At 59.7% G+C, this 20048-nt stretch carries 11 protein-coding genes and 9 pseudogenes; 9 read left to right on the top strand and 11 right to left on the bottom strand.

All coding sequences use genetic code 11. The annotated features are described in order from the left end of the window. Nucleotides 1–342: 342 nt before the first annotated feature. Nucleotides 343–1119 carry an exodeoxyribonuclease III gene (gene xth, locus E5W70_RS03010; RefSeq protein WP_292653946.1) on the bottom strand — a complete coding sequence of 259 codons (777 nt, stop codon included), beginning with the start codon at nt 1117–1119 and terminating at the stop codon, nt 343–345. A 121-nt stretch (nt 1120–1240) separates the two neighbouring features. Next, entirely contained in the window at nt 1241–1423 is a 183-nt protein-coding gene (locus E5W70_RS03005) for a DUF3606 domain-containing protein (protein WP_292653945.1), read from the bottom strand. Between the two features lie 442 nt (nt 1424–1865). Between E5W70_RS03005 and E5W70_RS03000 the strand changes: the two genes are divergently transcribed. Further along, complete coding sequence (locus tag E5W70_RS03000) at nt 1866–2069, top strand: CsbD family protein (RefSeq protein WP_292653944.1); 204 nt, start codon at nt 1866–1868, stop codon at nt 2067–2069. 750 nt (nt 2070–2819) lie between these two features. Here the strand turns inward: E5W70_RS03000 and E5W70_RS02995 are convergent. The 6 genes and pseudogenes from E5W70_RS02995 to E5W70_RS02970 form a co-directional block, all read right to left on the bottom strand. Then, a complete protein-coding gene (locus tag E5W70_RS02995; RefSeq protein WP_292653943.1) occupies nt 2820–5369 on the bottom strand; it encodes a caspase family protein in 2550 nt (849 codons plus the stop codon). Between the two features lie 1109 nt (nt 5370–6478). Further along, complete coding sequence (locus E5W70_RS02990) at nt 6479–7684, bottom strand: TadE/TadG family type IV pilus assembly protein (protein WP_292653942.1); 1206 nt, start codon at nt 7682–7684, stop codon at nt 6479–6481. Between the two features lie 182 nt (nt 7685–7866). Further along, complete coding sequence (locus E5W70_RS02985) at nt 7867–8100, bottom strand: hypothetical protein (RefSeq protein WP_292653941.1); 234 nt, start codon at nt 8098–8100, stop codon at nt 7867–7869. Nucleotides 8101–8102: 2 nt separating this feature from the next. Then, a pseudogene (locus E5W70_RS02980) lies at nt 8103–8546 on the bottom strand (transposase); the annotation flags it as partial. A gap of 37 nt (nt 8547–8583) precedes the next feature. Further along, nucleotides 8584–8862: pseudogene (tnpB, locus tag E5W70_RS02975) on the bottom strand (IS66 family insertion sequence element accessory protein TnpB); the annotation flags it as partial. Next, nucleotides 8859–9149 (bottom strand): transposase, encoded by a 291-nt coding sequence (locus E5W70_RS02970; protein WP_292653940.1) that lies wholly within the window; start codon nt 9147–9149, stop codon nt 8859–8861. The gene E5W70_RS02970 and the pseudogene tnpB, both read right to left, overlap by 4 nt. A 158-nt stretch (nt 9150–9307) precedes the next feature. Here E5W70_RS02970 and E5W70_RS02965 point away from each other — a divergent pair. Next, a pseudogene (locus tag E5W70_RS02965) lies at nt 9308–10039 on the top strand (ISNCY family transposase); the annotation flags it as partial. A gap of 157 nt (nt 10040–10196) precedes the next feature. Here E5W70_RS02965 and E5W70_RS02960 read toward each other — a convergent pair. Then, a pseudogene (locus E5W70_RS02960) lies at nt 10197–10327 on the bottom strand (transposase); the annotation flags it as partial. A gap of 471 nt (nt 10328–10798) precedes the next feature. Between E5W70_RS02960 and E5W70_RS02955 the strand changes: the two are divergent. The 5 genes and pseudogenes from E5W70_RS02955 to E5W70_RS02935 all read left to right on the top strand — a co-directional run bounded on the left by E5W70_RS02955 (nt 10799) and on the right by E5W70_RS02935 (nt 14621). Next, the gene (locus E5W70_RS02955) at nt 10799–11536 is read left to right on the top strand and encodes a class I SAM-dependent methyltransferase (protein ID WP_292653939.1); all 738 of its coding nucleotides are present in this window, start codon (nt 10799–10801) and stop codon (nt 11534–11536) included. Between the two features lie 437 nt (nt 11537–11973). Then, a pseudogene (locus E5W70_RS02950) lies at nt 11974–12457 on the top strand (transposase); the annotation flags it as partial. Next, nucleotides 12444–12611, top strand: a complete 168-nt coding sequence (locus tag E5W70_RS02945; RefSeq protein WP_292653967.1) for a hypothetical protein — start codon at nt 12444–12446, stop codon at nt 12609–12611. The pseudogene E5W70_RS02950 and the gene E5W70_RS02945, both read left to right, overlap by 14 nt. A gap of 725 nt (nt 12612–13336) precedes the next feature. Beyond that, on the top strand, nt 13337–14392 hold the full coding sequence (locus E5W70_RS02940) for an ATP-grasp domain-containing protein (protein ID WP_292653938.1): 1056 nt from the start codon (nt 13337–13339) through the stop codon (nt 14390–14392). A gap of 94 nt (nt 14393–14486) precedes the next feature. After that, the gene (locus E5W70_RS02935) at nt 14487–14621 is read left to right on the top strand and encodes a hypothetical protein (protein WP_292653937.1); all 135 of its coding nucleotides are present in this window, start codon (nt 14487–14489) and stop codon (nt 14619–14621) included. A gap of 386 nt (nt 14622–15007) precedes the next feature. Here E5W70_RS02935 and E5W70_RS02930 read toward each other — a convergent pair. Continuing rightward, nucleotides 15008–16168 (bottom strand): annotated as a pseudogene (locus E5W70_RS02930) (IS110 family transposase). A 442-nt stretch (nt 16169–16610) separates the two neighbouring features. After that, nucleotides 16611–17470, bottom strand: a pseudogene (locus tag E5W70_RS02925) (IS110 family transposase). A 91-nt stretch (nt 17471–17561) separates the two neighbouring features. On the opposite strand from E5W70_RS02925, the pseudogene E5W70_RS02920 reads away from it, so the two are divergent. After that, a pseudogene (locus tag E5W70_RS02920) lies at nt 17562–18487 on the top strand (IS481 family transposase); the annotation flags it as partial. Between the two features lie 64 nt (nt 18488–18551). Next, nucleotides 18552–19858: pseudogene (gene hemN / locus E5W70_RS02915) on the top strand (oxygen-independent coproporphyrinogen III oxidase). The last annotated feature ends 190 nt before the right edge of the window (nt 19859–20048 follow it).

The raw sequence follows: 20048 nt of genomic DNA, 5'->3' as shown, positions 1-20048 counted from the left end.
CGCCAGCATGACATCGTGGGTCGCGTCAGCTCCGGAACATACCGCATCTGCGACGATGACCACTGGTAGATTAAATCGATTGCTCCCATCACAGAGGCGAGCACCAGACCTCCGTCTCCGCGCCCGATACGATGAAGTAAATCAATTCCCGCAGACCGCATCCGAGCATGCAGTCACCCGTGCCAAGCGGACATACGGGTTGTCCCCAGCAAAGCGGGCCGCACGAACCGCGCCAGTTCCGGAACAAGATCCATCAGCTGAGCATCAAGCCGATCGCGGGCCATCATGTCCCACCTTTGGTTCATTTCGGGAATTCCGATCCACCATCGGTATTCCTCCCAGTCAATTGAGCTCGATCCAGGCCGGCACGTGGTCGCTTGGCTTGTCCCACCCGCGAAGCTCGACATCCACGCCGGCATTGCGCAACCGGTCGGACACGGAGGGGCTCACCAGGAGATGGTCCATCCGCAGACCGGAACTCCGATCGTAGCCGCCACGGTAGGAGAAATTCCAATAGGTGTAGATGCCCTTCTCCGGATGGATGCGGCGCACGGCATCTATCCAGCCAGCTTGGAGCATTTTGGCATAGGCTTGCCGACTCTGCGGGAAATAGACCGCATCGCCCAGCCATCGGCTCGGCACCACGGCGTCGATCGAGGTTGGAACGACGTTAAAGTCGCCGCAGAGAACGCTTGGCGCCCGGTCCTGGAGCAAGTGCTGGCCGTAGCTGATGAGACGATCGAACCAGCGAAGCTTGTAGTCAAACTTTGGGCCGGGCGCTGGATTGCCATTGGGCAGGTAGAGACAGCCCACGACAATCCCATCCACCTCGGCCTCAATATAGCGGCTGTGGGTATCGTCAGGATCCCCGGGCAGGCCGCGTCGACGTTCCACCGGCTCAATTCCGCGAGCGAGGATCGCGACACCGTTGTAGGATTTCTGGCCGTGCCAGATCGCGCCGTAACCCGCCTCCCTGATCGCTTCGGCAGGAAACTTGTCGTCCGACGTCTTCAATTCCTGCAGGCACACGATGTCAAAGTCGCTTTCGCCCAACCACTTCAGCAGCACAGGCAGTCGGCCGTTGACACCGTTCACATTGAAGGTGGCGATGCGGGTCATTTGCACGCCCTCTCATGAAGACCTCGCGGCAGTCGGTCATAGGGCAACGTGGCCTATCCTCTGCGCTGAACCTCGAGCTCTTGATATCGCCAACTTCGCCGGCCTCCTGTGGGGCCGAGGCTCACTTCCTGCCCAGCTTGTCTTCGACCTTCTTGCGACTGTTGCCGAGCGACTTCACCGCCGACTTGACGTCAGCTTTGCTGGCGCCGGTTTTGCTGGCCTCATACTTCATTTCGTGGTCCTGCCCATCGGCGAGCCTTGCCCGGTCCTGGTTGCGTCCACCCGTTGTACCAGTGTGAGCCATTTCTTCTCCAACAATTGCCGTTCCAGTCACCAGACAACGCGGCCGGACTCTTCCGGTTCAATCCCGCGACGCGCGGGGCATGGGGCCAGCTCCCAGGCAGGGGTATCGATGAGCCCTTGTATCCGGCATGTCGCTACCGCGGGTCGAGCCTAGCGGCCCGAAGCCTGGGAGGGCGATTTCGACATGGATGATCTTGCGCAGGACAACCGTGCTCCTCTCGCTCACGTCAGGCTCCGCTCGTTGTTTGCGTTCGGCCACGGCGCCGCATCGCCTGTCGACGTGTAGCAAAGGGCCTTCGTCGGGGAGGTCGACGCGTCCCCAAAGGCCCACCATTTCCTAATTGGCGCCGTCACCTTCCCAACTGGAGACATCAGACATCTTCGTCCCGGAACTCCCTGGCCGGACGACCGTTTCGCTTGTGTAAAACAATGGAGGATATGTCATGGACTGGGATCGGGTCGAAGGAAACTGGAAGCAGGTCAAGGGTAAGATCAAGGAACAGTGGGGCAAACTTACCGATGATGATCTTGATCGCATCGCTGGCAATCGCGATCAGCTCGAAGGCAAGATCCAGGAACGCTACGGTATCGAAAAGGACCGTGTTCGGCAGGATATTGACGACTGGTATGATCGGCAAGTCTGGTAGGATCGCATCAGGCTGTCATTTACAAGAAGAGGCGCTGTTTACTTAACGGCGCTCGTTGGTGTGCTGGCAGTTGCAAGGCCAAGCCCGCTCGTGTTGAGACAGCCAAGCCGCTGCGATCGTAAGGCGCGACCGAACCGCATGTGAGTTATGCGCTGACCGGCTGCCGTCCGGCCTTCCGCGATAACGCCATAGGCGCGAGCGTGGGCGCTGTTAAGTTCTCCGGGCGGCGGACCTGATGTCCGCACGGCCGGCGCCTCCCGCCCCCGAGCTCCCAAACGGGCGCCGGCCAATCTCGTCCAGGCGGCAGCATTTCCGTCAAAGACCGGTTCTCCCTCCTGCCTTTTGTCGTGTTCGGCGGGATGTCGATGACGACCGACCAGTCTGGTAGGATCAGAAAGCGCCATCGGACGCTAGGCTCGTGCAATCCTTCTTCAGTCTGACCTGATCAACCCCAGCCGCCTCCCCCGCTTCCACCGCCACCGCCACCAGAAGGGATGACAGGCGCGGGAACGGGCTCGTCCTCAACCGGTATAATCACTTTCTTCGCGGTTTTTTGTTTGCGAACGGGCTTGACGACCTTCGGCGGAGGCACCCGGCGGAGAATCTTCGGCTGGGGCGTTTCGACCAGCGGCGTCGGCTCAACTCTCGGAACCAGGGAAGTGCAGCCCATGAGACCCGCCAAGAAGCCGGATAACGCCGTTCCAAGTATTGCGTGTTTCAATACTCTGCTCGCCATTGTCTCCTCCTTGGTCAGAACAAGTCCCGACGCGGATTGGCTTCTTCCCAGACTCTTCTGGCCGCGTTAACCAGTTGAGTGTCTTGTGAACCGGAGCCGGGAAGCTTCGATTTCAGTTCCTGTCGCAATTGCTTCAACGCCGCTGTTTTTGGCTTCGGTCCGAACTTTGCCAGCGTCCTCTGGGCGTCCGGCAGTTCCTTGCGCACGTCAAGTGCGGCCGCAAGCGCAAGGAAGCGCACGGTAAGGGCCTGATCGGCCTTGTCGCCCTTTTGCATCTCGAGGGCCGCGCGATCGTAAGCTGCGGACGGATCACCCCGAGCGATCCCAATTTCGAACAATCTTTGCGCTTCTGCGAGGCTCCGTTCCACACCGACACCGTCCCGATACATGCGTGCGAGGCTGCCAGGCGCATAGGGCTGGCCGAGATCGATTGCCTGCTGAAACAGCGCTAGCGCCGTATTGGGATCCTTCTCCACCCCCTGCCCGGACAAGTAATTGCGCCCGAGCAGGTTCATGGAATACATATCCTGCCGCTGGACACCGGCTTGCAGGAAGGCAACAGCGCGGGCCGGGTCAGCGGTTACGCCGTTGCGGCCCTCGGTGAAGATCGCAGCCAGATCGTTCATCGCATAGGTGTGCCCCATCGCTGCCGCTTTGAGCAGCAGGTCCAAACCCTTGCCGGTGTCGGGCTTGACGCCATAGCCATTGAACAAGGCGCGACCCCACGACGTCATTCCATAGGGATCGCCCTTGCCGGCGGCCGCCGCGTAGAGGGCGTTCGCCTGGGTGCGGTCGAGGGCCATCCCGGTTCCGGTCGCAAACATGTAGCCGAGTTCGAACACTGCGCGAACATGTCCCTTCCTGGCCGCCTCCTCGATGGCTGTCTTGGCTTCTTCGACCTTGCCTGCCGCAAGCAGCGCCCGCCCCAGTTCATAGCGGAAGCGCGGGACTTCGGGATAAGCCTTTACCGCGGCCTCGCAAAGCTCCACCGCGCTAGCGCCAATTTCATTCGGCAGCAGGCCGGGGGTGACGCCCTGCAGATCGAGAGGTTCGCCGGCAGCCGTGTCGCACGGATCGATCGTCGGCGACAGTTTCATCGTGGCCGGCTTTGATGAGTTGCTGTCCGCCCGGATTTCGAAGCCGACCTCGACCTTGGCTTCCGCGCCGATCTGAGGTTCATAGCGCAGTCGGTCGACCTCTCCGGCCATCAGGCTCGACTGCGGCGACAGGGTTCGATCAGGCAGCGAGAGCGTTCCCGTTGCCGGATAACTCGATACTTTTAGGCTGACGGCGGGATCATCGGTCGGGAAATCCAGATTCAGCGCAACTGGACCCACGCCCACGGGAACGTCGATGTCGCGGTTTTCGATCGCCTCGGCCGCACCGGTGATATGAATGCCACGCTCCAGCACCTGCTGCTTCTGCTCGGCCTCGAGCGAAGCCATGATCTGTTCGCCTTGGACGCCTTCGCCGCTCTTGACCCGAAACACGACGATGCCTTGGGTCTGGCCGCCCCAGTTGTCATGCGTCGCATAGGCCAGCATGTCGACCTCTTCCTGCGGGGCGACTCCCTTGGGAACATCCATCTGCAGACGCGGTAGATCCTTGCCCTGGATCGGCACGCCCAACTCGACAGGCTTGCCGTCCAGCATCAAACGCCCCAAAGCGGGCGGTCTTTCGATGCTCAGGGTAATCGTGCCACCATCGACATCAACCGGTTCCGGCAGGCCCAAGTCGACCGGTCCGACTCCCGACAGCACGACCTTCTCCAGCACCGGCGGCAGCGAGGGTCGATTGCTGCGGCGCATCAGGACAACTTCGTCGATCAGCGATGAGTTCTCCCAGGGAACCTGGAGGCCGTTTGTGGCCTCGACCACATCGCGGCGCACCGCCGCCATCACGGTGCGGATCTCCTGGTTAGGGGCCAGCGCGCGACGGGAAAACGCCGCCGAAAACGGGCTGAGTTCGCCGGCGCCGTCATAAGCCGCCGCCCCGGGTTCGGTGGCGAAAGCAATCAAGGTGTTCAGCGAGCTTCTCACCTGTGCGAGCCCGGTATTGCCGGCAGTGATGAGCTGGTCCCTCAGCCAGTAATTCTTACGCGGAAACGGATTGTTGCGGCAGGCATCGAGTATGATCACCTGAATCTTTGATTTCGAACGCAGTTGTTCCAGCACATCGTTTAGCTTGATGGCCTGGACTTCGATGTCCGCCGCCTGCTTCAAGGAGGCATCGACCGGAATCAGAAAATTTTCGCCGCCGATCTGGAAACCGTGGCCGGAGTAGTAGACGACGGCCAGTTCTGCGCCGTCTGCGGCGGCAAGATAGCTGCGGAACTGCTCCTCGAATTGCAGCTTCGTCAGATCGCTTGCGACGAAGACCTCGAACCCTGCCAGTCGAAACGTTTTGGACACGTCCTCGGCATCCTTGGCCGGGTTCTTGAGTGCGGGGAATTGTCGGTACTCCGAGTTGCCGATGACAAAGGCGACCCTTCGGTCGGCGCAAGCGTCAAAGGTCGTGAAGCTCGCGAAGAGGAAGGCTGCGATGATTCCGCAAAGTCGGAGCATGGCAAATCCCTTGAACGCTGTTGCCTCGCCCACAAGAACACGGCACGTGGTAGCAAGGTCCGTCAGAGAGCATGTCGTCTGCCGAAACAAAAAGAGAGAAAGGCCGTCGCGACAGCGGGCATATTCCTCACTTGATCGAATGCTAAATTACATCAGGGACCGAGTGTCTGCAACGTCTGTCACACCTCCAGGCGTGCTCTTCCGATCCCTGGTCGCTCTTCTGGGTCGATTACGCGCAACTTACGAGCCCCACCAGTCCAGCCACAGCGACTGGTCCGAGTCACGACGCGGTCGTGCTGCTGTTCCTAGGCGCTTAAACGTCGTCAATAGGCCGGCCTTTGGCTTTGTAGGTGGCGAGCAGCCGCTGCGAACCCCTACCTCCGCAACCCATTTCTCCCCCCGCAGCCGCGCACAGCCGTTCACGAATTGCGGTCCGGCATGGAGGCCGAGCTCCTACGTCTTCCAAAAAGGGGGCGAGGTCTCGAATCTCCTATCAGGGCTGAAAAATGTCGAGATTTGCCCTGATAGCTGACTTCCAATCATGTGTTGAACGAGCATCGGAGGGCATCGAGCCGCTAAGTGCTCATCGATCCTTAACTTCCTCGGGCCTGGCCTCGGATTTTGACGATTTCCGGCTTCGACCTTGCTCGATAGTCGGCCCTGCCGAGGGTCCGTGCTCAGCGCAAAAGCCAAAGCTCCCAGGTCGGACGGCTCAGGTGGGACCGTTGGGCAGCCCTTTTGTCCGCTGTCGTGAGGCGGACTGGCAGGGTTGATTAGCGAAAAGCTCAAGTCGACTCTGCCCTGTCTGTGGCCAGACGTTCGACAAGCGAAACCTTGGCGAGGTGCTGCATCACCATCTCCCCAACCATGAGCCGTTGAGCTCGACGGATGGGTAACCAGCCTTCGAGCAGATGGTTTCGGTCTTCAAAATCATGATCGGTCCCAACCAGACGATCTCAAAAGTGATTGCGGATCTCGTCGTTGAACCAGCGCCGAATTCTCAGAGGAGCATGCTAGGTGACGCGCTGCGGAGACGCAGCTTTCCGTGCGCCACCTTGATAAGGGGCGCGCCAGCACTCGCCGCAAGGCTCAGTCACACCCCTGTCGTCTTACCGAAACAACACTATTGCTGAATTTCCGAGACCGTTGGGTGGGGGGGTGCCCGAGATATCTAGGCTCACGCTCGAATTACCTGTGTGAAGGAACTGCCAGGCGACAATCCAACCTATTTTGGCTATCAATTTGAAATCATGCGTTCCCTTCATCCGAATTCGATGGCGTGGCAAGTATATTGTTCCATCAATGCGGTAATTCTTATTTCCTGAAAATGACAGCGCTGGTGTAGCGTCCGAAAGTTCGCGAGATCCAAATATAGCGAGCCCGGCATAGATTCCATCCTTGGGAGCCGATAGCCGGACAGAACCATTTCCCGGCGATTGAATCATGCTGGACCCCGAGTCAAGATAAATGGTGACTTCGTCGCCCTTGAGATCCGCATTGCTATCGACGCTCACCACCGCTTTGTGAAAGTAGTGAACTCCCGGAGAGAGAATCACGTCTCCGTCAAAGCTGATGCTTCCACAGAACACCCGACCGGCCGGTATAGTAACACCGGAAAGTATCTGGTTGTTATAATCACAACCTCTCGGAGGAACAGGCTCTGGTATGTCGACCAGCGGGTCGGCTAGCAGAGGTTGGTTCGTTTTCGGTACCACACTGTAGCCGCCTCCTTGATAGTCGCCCACGACCGAGATTTTTCCGGCGACGATCTTTCCAGTCCCAACGTGCCTCAGCGCGTTCGCGCTCGAGGAGTTCACCTGAACGCCGCAGTTTGAAACGGATACCCCCCCCGAGCCAATCACCGCCATTGTCCCGTCGGAGTCCGGATCGAGGGCATAAATGCAGTAATCTGGCGCAGATTTTCGAGCTGTTGCCGCCACGTGAAGCTCTATCGTCTGAATTCCGGCAAGGTTCATGAAGAGGGTCGGCATTCTGGCTGAGATTTCGACTACCACCTCCCGCAATGCATAGGCAGGCGTGCTGATGTTCGCGTCGACCGCGAGATCGATCACAAAGGAGCGATTTGCAAGTGCCCAGTCCTTCGCCACCTGGACGGCTTGTTCGTTGGCTTCGTGATTTTCGACGGCGGCAATAGCCGCCGAATCGGCTATTTCTTGCAACTTGGATTTCCATACGACGGCATTGGTAAAGTCGATACTGAGGCCTAAGGCCAAGCCTAGAGGAACAGCCATTAAGGCGGCTGCCACAGCAAAGTTCCCCCGCCGGTTGAGCAGCAGATATTTCAGTTTCGGCATGGAGATGCCCTCTTTCTGGAGAGCACTCTAGATTGATGATAGTTTATATATCCCTAAATTAGCGTTCGCCGAACGGTGGATTCAAGAACTTGACTATGAGCGGAAACAAAGTACGCATCCGGTGAAGACCGCAGACGTGCGTATATGGTGGCCATGAGAACCTGAGCACCGGAGCGCTGGGGTCAAGCTTTCGATGGGGAGACGCGATGATATTCTTCGAGGAGGAGTTTGACTTCCTCGAAGCCTTGATCGGTGAAGGCCAAGATCCCGTCGTCATCGTTGGCGCCGTACACCCAGATGACGCCGTCCTCGGGCTCGAGACCGAGGGTCAGTTCCTGGATGAGCGCTTCGCTGACGCCGAGGTCCCTGGCGACACGTTCGACGGTGTAGACGTGATGCACCTTATTGCGCTGCATGATCAGGCCGCAGCTGGTTGGGTCCGCAATTTTGCGGATCTCCAATTCCACGGCAGCAAATCATCGATCCGATGGGCCGGATAGGCGGGCAGTCGGGCGAGGACGTCGGCGAGCCAGGCCTGCGGGTCGATATCGTTCATCTTGGCGCTGACGATCAGGCTGTAGAGAATGGCCGCGCGCTGTCCGCCGCGATCGGAACCGCAGAACAGCCAGGACTTTCTTCCGAGAGCGATGCCGCGCAGGGCTCGCTCGGCTGCATTGTTGGATAGGCAGATCCGCCCATCGTCGAGGAACCGGGTGAAGGATGACCAGCGGCGCAGCATGTAGTTGAAGGCCTTGGTCAGGTCGTGCCCGCGCGAGAGCTTGTCGCGTGTCTCGATCATCCAGCACTCGAGTTCGGTGACCAGCGGCATGCTCCGCTCTTGGCGCACGGCGTGGCGTTGGGCCGGCGACAGGGTTGCGCCAATCGATCCCGTCGAGCATGTAGGCGAGCTGCGCCGGTGATATGGAAACCGTGCCCGGCGATGGCCACAGAAACCGGCCCTTCTCGAGCCGTTTTGCATACAGCGACATGCCGAGCCTATCATGCCAGATAATCTTGATCAGGTTGCCGCTGCGGCCGCGGAAGACATAAATATCGCCGGCATGCGGATCCCGGCCCAACGCCTCCTGAACTTGCAGAGCGAGGCCTTGCATCCCACGACGCATATCGGTCCGGCCGACCGCCAACCAGATCCGCACCTGGCTCGGGAACGGGATCATGAAACGCCCAGCGCCTTCACCATCGCCGCCGCCAGTGCCGGCGGCGTGGTCAGCGGAATCCGCAGCCGCACCTTGCCGGCGACCTCCAGCTCGATCACCGCTGGGGATGCCGCCGGCCGCGAAACGGCGACAGGCTCATCGGGAGCCACGACAACTTCGGCAAAGCCCGTCTCGCGGGCTCTCACCGTGCGGCGCCACTTATAGATCAGGCTGGTCGCGACATCGTACTGACGCGCCACGGCCGTCACCGTGGCCCCGGGCGCGAATGCCGCGGCCAGTATCCGCACTGATCCACTTCACTCCAACGACGCCGCCGCTCCGGCCCGGTCAATAACGTCACATGGCTCATGCTGTGCTGCTAACTTCGCTCGTAAGGACGACCTTAAGAGCGCAGCCTCGCTACCGTGCCATCCTCAAGCAAGGCGGCCTTCGCCGGAGGCGTACGAATGACCAGGCCTTTGTCGAGCAGAAGAATGGCGCCGTGGTGCGTAGGGATGGTCGGATATCGTCGGTTCGAGGGGCTGGAGGCGCCACGCGGCTAGCGAAGCTCTACCGGTCAGCGCGGCTGTTCGTTAACTTTTTTCAGCCATCGTTCAAGTTGATCGCGAAGCAGCGCGACGGCGCGCGTGTGCGCAAGACGTATAGTCCGCCAGCTACGCCGCATCAGCGTCTGGTTGCCGACCCTCGCACCTCAGATGCAGTCCGCTCCCGTCTGCAGGAAATCTACGCCGGGCTCGATCCTGTCCTGCTATTGCGCGATATCCGTGCCGTGCAGGAGCGACTCGCTGCGCTTGCCGATACTCCGCCGGCCATGCGCCCTGACGGAACAGCTCAGCCAATCGACCTTTTCCGGGCGAGTTTGCGGACTGCTTGGAAGGACGGAGCTATCCGGCCGACGGATCGCCCGATTGTGAAAGCCAAAAGGGGGCGGCGGCGTCCTGACCCTCTCGTCAAGGCGACTGCGGACTTACGAAATTGGTTCGAAGCCGAACCATGGCGAACCGGCAGCGAACTTCTGTCACGACTGCAGGCCGAGTATCCCGGCGATTACCCGGACAAACTGCTTCGAACACTTCAGCGTCGGCTGAAGGTCTGGCGCAGCGAACAGGCGGACGCGCTGCTGTTTGGCCCCTTGAACAAGGAGCCGCCGATCCTGGAGATCGCAGGGCCACACTGAGGCGCCGTGGCGCTCGCTAAGGAGGCCGGGCGCTGCGAAACCCCGGCCATCTCCGCGCCCGGCCTCCTTAGCCCAAGCCGGGAGCAAGATGGATGAGGCAACGGTCGAATCTCGAGGAACATCGTTACGTGAGGCAATACGCCGTCTCATCCAGATTGTCGCGCCACATCTCGTGAATCTCCACCGCCAATGCCCGACCAGCCGCAAACAGCTCTGCGGGTTGGGGAAGATGCGAACGATCAGGGTGCGCCGCTTGATCTCCTGGTTTAGCCGCTCCAACATGTCCGTAACCGGTATGATCATGACGGTGTGGCCCGTTCCCCCGCTGGAGATGATCAATTTTCGGCGTATGGTGCGACCATCCGGGACAGGGGCACCGGGAATGGCTTCCTCGCCTCGTCGCGCGGCGCAACCAAGTCGTGCGGCATCGCACGCGAGTGAAGAACGAGGTGCATGGCATCGAGTCCGAGCCATCTGTTTGCAACGACACAATTTTTTGTGCGGCTTCCGACTTTCGAAGGTGAAATGCGTCGCGAAGGCACTGCGTCCAGTACACGGAGTGGGGGCGGTAACTCCGGCCTGCGGCAGGGCCGGAAAAAGGCGTGGCGATAGCCACGCGCCGGCACTGAAAATCGCTTTTCAAGTTGGCATAGCGCTTGCGTTTTGAAAAGCGAGGCTCACCTAGGAAGGGGGTCAGTTCAATACGAACTATGGGAGAGCAGGGACTATTGCCAAGCGCAACTTCTGGAGAGATAAACTATGACAAAAGAGTTCAGCTATGACGAAAATTGGGCTTTGTTTTACGAGAAAATCACCACCATGCGAGGTAAAGGCGCTGAGGCAGACGAGACTGCCGCCTTTCTCGAGCGATATTGCAGCGGAGGGAGCGCTCTTGAACTGGGTATTGGCGACGGACGCGTAGCGGTGCCGTTGAGCGAGCGCGGCGTCAGGGTGGAGGGTGTCGACAATTCGGACAGTATGTTGAAACTTCTCGCCAAGCGCACCGATCTGATCAAGGCTTGGAAGGGGGATATTGCCGATTTCAGCTCAGAGCAACGCTACAATTTGGTGTATTGTGTTCATGGCACTTTCACGCTGCTGTCCACGCGCGAAGCGCAAATAGCTGGGCTCCGCTGTGCCGCCGAGGCACTAGATGACGATGGGACATTGGTCATAGAATTGTACGTTCCGGCCCTAAGTCATTTTATCAACGGCCAGAAGACTACCACTACGCTCGTGGATTATGAGAATACACTCATCAATGCGGATGTCCACGACCCACTAAACCAGAACTTGATTTCAACCATCCTCTGGTTTTCTGGTACATCGGTCAGACGTTTCCCACAACGCCTCCGGTACGTCTATCACCAAGAGCTGGATACCATGGCCGAATGCGTAGGGCTTGAGCAGGCGGAGCGATGGGGAGATTGGGCGAAAGGTGCGTTCACTGATGGGTCCAAACGTCATATCTCCGTTTACCGCCGAACCAGCCTGTAGTCCGGTGACGTGATGGAGGTCGATTAATCTCGTTGACTGAGTCAAGTATCTTTACGTGGGCGCCTATGCCGGGTCCAGGGTCATCTTCTCGGTTGATATCGGTCGCCGCAGATTGCTTCGCGGGAGGGGCGTTCAGATTTGGACGACGCACTCTGCTGAGCCGGCGGTGCACCCATCAACCAGAATGGCTCAGCCACGTCACGGCATATGATGAATCCAGAGCTTACCCTTAAGTCCGGTTCGCCGGTTCGACGTGTTCACCGGCTCCGGCCGGCGACGCAAGTGGCCTACACAGGCGAAGCTGCGGATCTAGCGCAGAGCTACGAGGCTGACGACACGGCTAGCTTGAATATCTCAAAGTGAGGGGTGCATCGGCCCCGAGAATCTGAGAAACCGCTCTTGCAACAAAGAGTTATCAGATCCAAGGACGGGGTCCGATGCAAACACACTGTATCTCTGACCAGCTTGAATTTGAAGGCTTCGACGACCACAAAGTTGTCGCCGGTTTCGACGGTGGGGCGATCACCTCGGATGCCGGGGCCTTGCTGCTTCGCCACGCCCACGGGGCTATCGGCCTTTTCGACCGGGTGGCCGCTTGCTTCATCGACCACCGCGATTCGGATTGCACGGTGCACAGTGTCTAGACGCTGGTCGGACAGCGCATCGCGGCAATCGCGCTTGGTTACGAGGACGTCGACGATCACGATACGCCTCGCCACTACCCGGTGCTGGCGCTCTTGTCGGAAAGCCTGACGCCGAAGCGCTCCGATTGCGGGCGTCCTAGCCGGCAAGTCGACGCTGAACCGGCTGGAGCACGGCCGCGCTGGGGCGCCGACGCGCTATCACAAGATCCGTTAGGACAAGGACGCGCTGGAAGCCCTGTTCGTGGATCTGTTCCTGGAAGCCCATGACAAGCCGCCAGGCGCAGCGCCCAAGACAACCACGGAAGCAGAAGGTGGTCGGTGAGGTCGGTGCGATCGAGCTTGAGATCGGCGGCCTTGTGATTCGGGTCGGCCGTGGCGCCGACTCCAGCATTCTGGCTGCGGTCATTCGTTTCGTTGAACGCTACGCGTGATCGGGCCGACTGGTGCAGTCACCTCGCTGGAAAAGGTTGCGCAGATCGCCGGTTGGCACAAGAACGCGGTCTATGTCTCTCTTCAAAGCGTCGGGCGGAGACGTTGACCTTCATTGCCCGATTCCCGCACCTTTAGCGCCGGGATCGTCATGACGAGCATGCGGCACACCTGGGGCTCGGCACCGTCCCATCACCCGTACGCGTCCAAATGATCCTGCTAGAGCCACGGTGCGTCTATTCGCCTGCAATGTGTGATGCGCCGTGGCGATGGGAGTTCTTCCATGAAGCGAGTCACCACAGGCCGACCATCCTCATTCCACGTCCCTGTTGTCGTGTTGAGCCGTGTCCGGCTGAAGACTTTTGTGTTCGGAGCCTGACACACTGAGGCGCAAGTTGCGCCATTGCGGCGCGAAAAACATGGTCTGCCCTTTTGCTCGCTGGGTGGCACGCTAATTGCGTAGAACACGATAAACATCAGTTGCGACCGTGGCGGTCTCGAAGTCTTCAGCCCAGGGGGTCTAAACGAAACTTGCTCGAATGATTCAAATCAGCGCAACGACCAGCGCCTTCCGGAACCGCTGTCTTGTAGGCCGGCTGCATTTGCTGATCAAGAACATCCCGATTTCCGCCCGTTGGAGTCGAACGCGCGGGGCCCAGAAGAGCTGTTCCCTGGAGCACCCGATCCAAGTGAATGAACGTGACAGCAAACATCCAAGGAGTAGCTCATGCGTGTAGCCGTTGTGTGGAACAATGATATGACGGGCGTGATCAACCGGTTCGGCCAGCCTTGTCCGCAGTCTTGGCCGGTGGGAACCTGCGGCCAGACAGAGGAGAGGGTGGTGGAGGCATTACAAGATGGCGGCCACGAGACCCTGCTGTGTGAGGGCGATAAAGGACTGCTCACTACCCTCGAGCGGTTCATGCCACCGGATCCGCAGGCCCGTCCCTCGGGAATCGTCTTCAACAGAGCGGAGGGAATTCAGGGCGCATATAGTTGCACCCACGTTCCGGGCATGCTCGAGATGGCCGGTGTTCCGTACACTGGATGTAGCCCGCTCGGGATCGGGCTGACGCACGACAAGGTTATCACCAAAAGGCTCATCCGCGATTGCGGCATGCCGACGCCCAACTTTCGCGTGATGCGTAGCGGAACCGAGAATACCAGCGACTTACGATTCCCAGTGGTGGTGAAGCCGCGTCACGAAGAGTGCAGCCTCGGATTGCATCTCGTACATGACCCCGCTGGCTTGAGGCTTGCCGTGGAAATGATCGTTGCCCAGTATGGACAGGACGCGCTCGTCGAAGAATACATCGATGGGCGAGAAATCCATGTCTCTCTACTGGGAAACGAAGAACTCGAGGTGTTGCCCCTGGTGGAATTCGACCTCAGCGAACGCGAAACCCGCCTTTTAACTTGGGAAGCGAAGTACCTAGCGGCCGTGCAGCCGCCGAAGATTTGCCCAGCACAAATCGGAAGCAGACTCGCCACTTCGCTGCGGGATATTTCGGTTGCGACGTTCCGCGCCTGCCAGTGCCGGGACTATGCCCGCGTCGACCTCCGAATAGATCGCTCCGGTCAGCCCTATGTCTTGGAGATCAATTCGATGCCGGGGCTCAGTATGCACTCCGCTTACGTTATAGCCGCGATGACAGCCGGACACAGCTACTCTAGCTTGATCAATCGCATCCTTGACGTCACCCACACGCGGTACTTCGGAGTCGGTATCCCCTATACCGAACACTCGCAGATGTGCCAGACGCTAGACAACGATTCGCAATAGGAGCCTCATTGACGCCTGCCGCCAGGTGCATGTCGAGACGCGACGAGGCAGAAGCGCCGGGCGCTGCTGACGGCCGTCAAGTTGCATTAGGAAAATGGCCATCGCCATCGAGAACGACATCCGTGGCCTGTTACGGGAGTTGCGAGATATCATGAAAGCGTTGCTTACCGCTCGCCAGAAACGTGGTGAGCAATTCACCATGGTGCACGAAAGCTGTTGTCGACCGTAAAAAGGGTGACACGTTTGCAGGCGTTGATGACTTTGCCGGGGTCGTCGACCCTGTCGTTGCACTGGCTAAGGTGTTTGATCCCAGATTCACATGACGATGCTGAGGTCAAGAGGTGTGTTAGGGAGGCATCGTATTGCTCCCAATTGGTGGCGGAATCCAGAGCTGGGTCCGATTGCGTGACACGGCTCGGTCAATCGAGCCTAATCAAACTCACATACGGTCGCCGCTTGAGACGGCTGCACCAATATCCCGCTTGCGGCGGCAGGGACCCAGAAGGCGAGACCCGTCTTTGATACGGCATTCTAGCCAGCTGGGATCTCGGTTCGCCTCCTGGATCCGCCGAGGCTGATCAGGCCTCGAGGGATGAGTGTATCGGTGCGATCTCGTCAGACGGCCTTCATGACAGCACCTTCGATGACGACGCCCGCGGTCACGTATTTCCACAGCGCCACGAGCAGCTTCCTTGCAAGGGCGACGATGGTTGTCTTTTTGAGGCGCCCCTGGTTGCCGCATCACGCGTTCATGGAACCAGCGGGTAAGCGCTGAACTCGGTTGATTGCGCAGCCACAGCCAGGCCAACTCGATCATCGTCGTTCGCAGTCGGGGGTTGCTGGCCTTCGAGACGCCTTGCTCGTGCTGGACCAATCCGCTCTGCCAAGGTGTCGGCGCGAGCCCGGCATAGGCGGCGACCTGCCGGCGATTATCGAAGTGCCGGAACAGCCCTTCCGAGTAGAGTATGGCGGCACACTCGGGGCCGATACCCTTGAGATCGACCAATGTCGCTGCTGGATTTTCGGCGACTTCGATTGCCAGCAGAGCGTCGCGCTCGGCCTGCACCTCTTTGATTTGGGCTATCACCAGTTCGAGTCGGTCGAGCTCGCGACGGATTTGCCCCTTCAGATGTTCTGGCAGTGCGCGGCCGTCGCCGGTCCTCAATTCCTCAAGCCGATGTCGCCGGTCACGTCCCAGCGGCTCGTAGTCGGTGATGCCCTGAGCAAACAGCAGGCCCTTGATCCGGTTGACATGGCAGGTCCGCTCACCAACCAGAGCCTTGCGTTCAAGGCCGATGCGCCGATGGTCCTCCTCCTTGACGCTCGGTACCCTAACCATCGCGCACACGCGCGGCTCGCCTCGTTTGTAGGCGAGCAGCGCACGCACCAACGCCTCACCATCGATCTTGTCGGTCTTGGCACGACGCCGCCAGCGCGACGTGGCAATCGAGGCGGCGTCGACGACATGGCTTTCTATCCCTTCGGCCTCCAGGATTCGATGGATCCAGAAGCCGTCGAGACCCGCCTCCTGAATGACCACAAGCGCAAAGTGCCGGCCGGTGCGCGCCTGTGCCTTGTCCTGAAGCCGGGCAAAGCGTGCCAGCAATCCTGTGATATCGCCGCCGCGGACCGCATGTTTCGACTCTTCTCCCCACTGCCCGGCGACAGCGAAGTGATCAACCAGGTCGATTTACTGAGTTCCAAAGAAACGAAGATCGCGCCAAGATCGGTGCAGATAGCGGCAGGCGCCGCAGATCGATCGGCTACAACACGCATGATGGGCCTCCACAGAGTTGTTGGTCAGCAACCCCACTCTGCCAGAGCGGAGGTCGCGATCCACCACCGGTCATGGGATCTTTGATGGGGCATCCTTGTCCTCCGAATCAAGGGATGCGCTATGGGCCAGGTTCTTCATGGGAGCGCCACGACGACAGAGGCGGTCCGTGGAGCGATACAGCATAGTCATGTCTGGACGGCGCCCGCCGATCAAGGGTTTGTTTTCGGCAATGGGACGTTCGCGGGTGCGGTCATGTCTCCGGCTTGTTGTTGCAGTGCTGTGACCGCTGGCCCTGATGGTGTCCGCTAATCCTTTGGCCTGATCAAGAGAACGAGCTCGAAGCTCCGACTACGTTGCAGGCTTTCGGGATATGTCCTTGTCTGTTCCCATAACGTCATTGTCACCCTCGATTCTGGACCGCAGCCTCAGCCGTTTTTTCCGTTACGCCGGCGTAGCGGCATAGCGTGCGTCATCACGCATGAGCGCCAAGGCGATGCGGGCGAGCTTGTTGGCGGTCGCCACGGCGACAAGCTTGAACGGCTTGGTCTCCATCAGGCGATCGGCCCAGCTTCTCAACGCATCGCTGCAACGTTTGCGTGGAAGAGGACCGCGTGAGCGCCGACAACGAGCAGCTTGCGCAGATATCGGTTTCCCATCTTGGAAACTCGCCCCAGCCGCTCCTTGCCGCCTGATGAACTTTGCCGGGGCGTTAGCCCAAGGAAGGCCGCGAACTCACGCGGGCCCGAGAAGGTGGAGATATCCTGGATACTTGCGGCAAGCGCAGAGGCGGTGACGGGACCGAGGCCGGGAACGCTCATCAGACGGCGCGCGGTCTCATCGGCTCTGGCGAGAGCCAGAATGGCCTGATCGCTTTGTCCGATCTCATGATCGAGTTCCTTCAGCCGACGCACGACAGGCAACAGCGCAGCCTGGTTCTCGACCGATCGCACCGATATAAAGCGCATGGAGGGCCGCGTCACCGCCTCGCAGATGGCCGCTGCATCAGCGGCGTCGTTCTTCTGGCGACGCACATAGGCCTTCACATACGCTGGCGGCATCAGCCGCACGTGATGGCCAAAACTTGCCAGTTCGCGAGCCCAATGATGAGCCGAGCCGCATGCTTCCATGCGGATCAGGCACGACGGTAGACGCTAGAAGAATGCCAGCACATCTTTGCGCCGCAGCGCACGAGACATGACGACACGGCCGGCAGCGTCGACAGCGTGGACCTGGAAGACATGCCTGGCCAGATCGAGGCCGACGGTGGCTACAGCATTGAGTTCGATGTCAGTCTTTTCCATGGACGATGCTCCTTCAGATGAGTGCTCGACAGCAGCCATCTTGGCACGCCTCTCACGAGGATGATGCCGTTGCGGGCGCCGTCCACCCCATCAAGCGAGCCTGAGGACACTGGCGAAGCGCTACTGGATCAACCAGAAGACTGTTGCCAAATGGCGGGAACGGACCTCGGTGGCCGATTTGCCGACCGGTCCGAGAGAGCCTAGATCGACGGTGCTCTTGCCCGCGGAGGAGGCTGTCATCGTCGCCTTCCGGCGCTACACTCTGTTGCCACTCGATGACTGCCTCTATGGCTTACAACCGACGATCCCACACCTGACGCGCTCGTCACTGCATCGCTGCCTGCAGCGCCACGGCATCAGCCGCCTGCCGGACGTAGAAGGCGACAGGCCGGCAAAGAAGAATTTCAAGACCTATCCGATCGGCTACTTCCACATCGACGTCGCCGAGGTGCGCACCGAACAGGGCAAGCTGCACATGTTCGTCGCCATTGATCGCACCTCGAAGTTCGCCTTCGTCGAACTGCATGAGAAGGCCACCACCGCCATATCGAGAGACTTCCTGCTGCACCTGATCGCGGCCGTCCCTACAAGATCCACACTGTCCTCACCGACAACGGTATCCAGTTCACGACGCCCGGCGCCGGCGGTTCGGCCGTGCCATTGATCAAGGAGGCCATCGCAAACGGCGAACGCTTCTGGGCCCATGCCTTCGAATACGCTTGCGCCACGAACGACATCGAGCACCGAACGACCAAGGCAAGGCACCCGTGGACCAACGGCCAGGTCGAGAGGATGAACCGGACCATCAAGGATGCGACTGTCAGGCGCTTCTATTACGAAAGCCACGACCAACTCCGCCAGCACCTTGCCGACTTCATCTCGGCCTACAACTTCGGTCGCAGGTGCAAGACCCTCAAAGGCCTTACGCCCTACGAGTTCATCTGCAAGGCGTGGGCGTCACAACCGGAACGCTTCAAACTCGATCCACTCCAGCAAATGCCGGGACTAAACATCTAGGTCAGAGACCAGGACGAGCGCGCAACGAAAGAATGATGGATCAGCGACGTGGGATGACAGCTCCTTGCACACCTCAATCCTGACAAAGTACCGGGACCCCCGGCCGCCTTGGTATACCATCTATCCGACTGTGCCAGACTTCTCTGCGGCAGTTGGTGCTGACGATTATGAGGAATGGCTGGGGGGCCTCCCGGCCGACGAATCGGTGTCGCTCTATCTCCACATTCCGTTTTGCCGATCCATGTGCTGGTATTGCGGCTTCCCTACCGCGGTCATCCGTCGCAACGGCCCGATCCTTAATTATTTAGCGGTGCTGCGTCAGGAGATCAGTTTGGTGTCGGAGCAAGTGCGGCAAGGGCTGCCGGTGAGCGATGTGCATTTCGGCGGCGGAACGCCTCACCTTATCGGGCCAGCCGAGCACTTGGCGCTGATGGAATTTCTACGCCGCCACTTCGCTTTCAGCAAAACTGCTGCGATCGCCGTGGAGATCGATCCCCGAACGTTCACACCGGAAATGGCCGAAGCCCTGGCAGCTAACGGTGTCAACCGCGCGAGCATCGGCGTGCAGAGCTTTGATCAATCGGATCCAGAGTAAGGTGCAGACGGCCGCTGCAGTCCAAAATCTCCGCCGGCATGGCGTTGGCCATATCAACTTCGACCTCATCTTCGGTCTCCCGAAACAGACTGTGCAGTCCTGCATCCAGACCGCGATGGCTGCGGTCGCCATGCGCCCCAACCGGCTTGCGGTGTTCGGATACGCGCATATTCCTTCCGTGATAAAGAATCAGCGCCTAATCGAGCAGGCAGGTCTACCGACGGCGATCTTCGCGCCGAACAGGCTGCAGCTGTCGCCGAGACACTGGTTGGCGCTGGCTACCGGGAGATCGGGCTCGATCATTTCGCTCCGCCGGACGACGAACTTGCGCTAGCGCAGAAGACCGGGCGCCTACGGCGTAATTCGCTGGGATACTCGGCCGATACTTGCAAAACGTGATCGGCTTCGGCGCGTCGGCTATTGGCCGAGTCCGCGAGGGGTATGTTCAGAACGAAGTAACACGGGATTCTTACGCCCGGCACATCGCAAGTGGACGTCTGGCGACATCAAAGGGTCACCGTCTGACCGACGATGACCGGGTGCGCGCAGCGATCATCGAGCGACTGATGTGCGATTTGGAGGCCGACGTGCCGACCATCTGTGCCGCCCACGAAATCGAACCAGCTCGTTTTCTCGATTCAGTTGAGAGTTTGGTGACGCTGGCTGAGGAGGGGATCCTGGACGTCGAAAACGGCTTCATCCGCGTGCGGCCGGAGCACCGCTTTGTTGTTCGCGCCGTTGCTGCTGCATTCGATGCTTTTCTCGCGAATCGATGAGTTGAGGCCACGACGCCGAAAGGCATCAGACCTTGTTTGGCGCTCGTCGGCATGGGCTCTCGCAGAAGACTCCGCAAGCGTATGCAGGGGACTTCCACTTGACGCCGCGTTCACCATCATCTCGCCTGGGTGCGCGCGAAAGCGCACAACCCGGAGCACGCTGCTCTCGGTGTGAGGCTGTGCTCTGCAA

The organism is Mesorhizobium sp., assembly GCF_005063415.1.
Taxonomy (GTDB): domain Bacteria; phylum Pseudomonadota; class Alphaproteobacteria; order Rhizobiales; family Rhizobiaceae; genus Mesorhizobium.
This window is presented reverse-complemented; position numbering and strand designations above follow the sequence as displayed.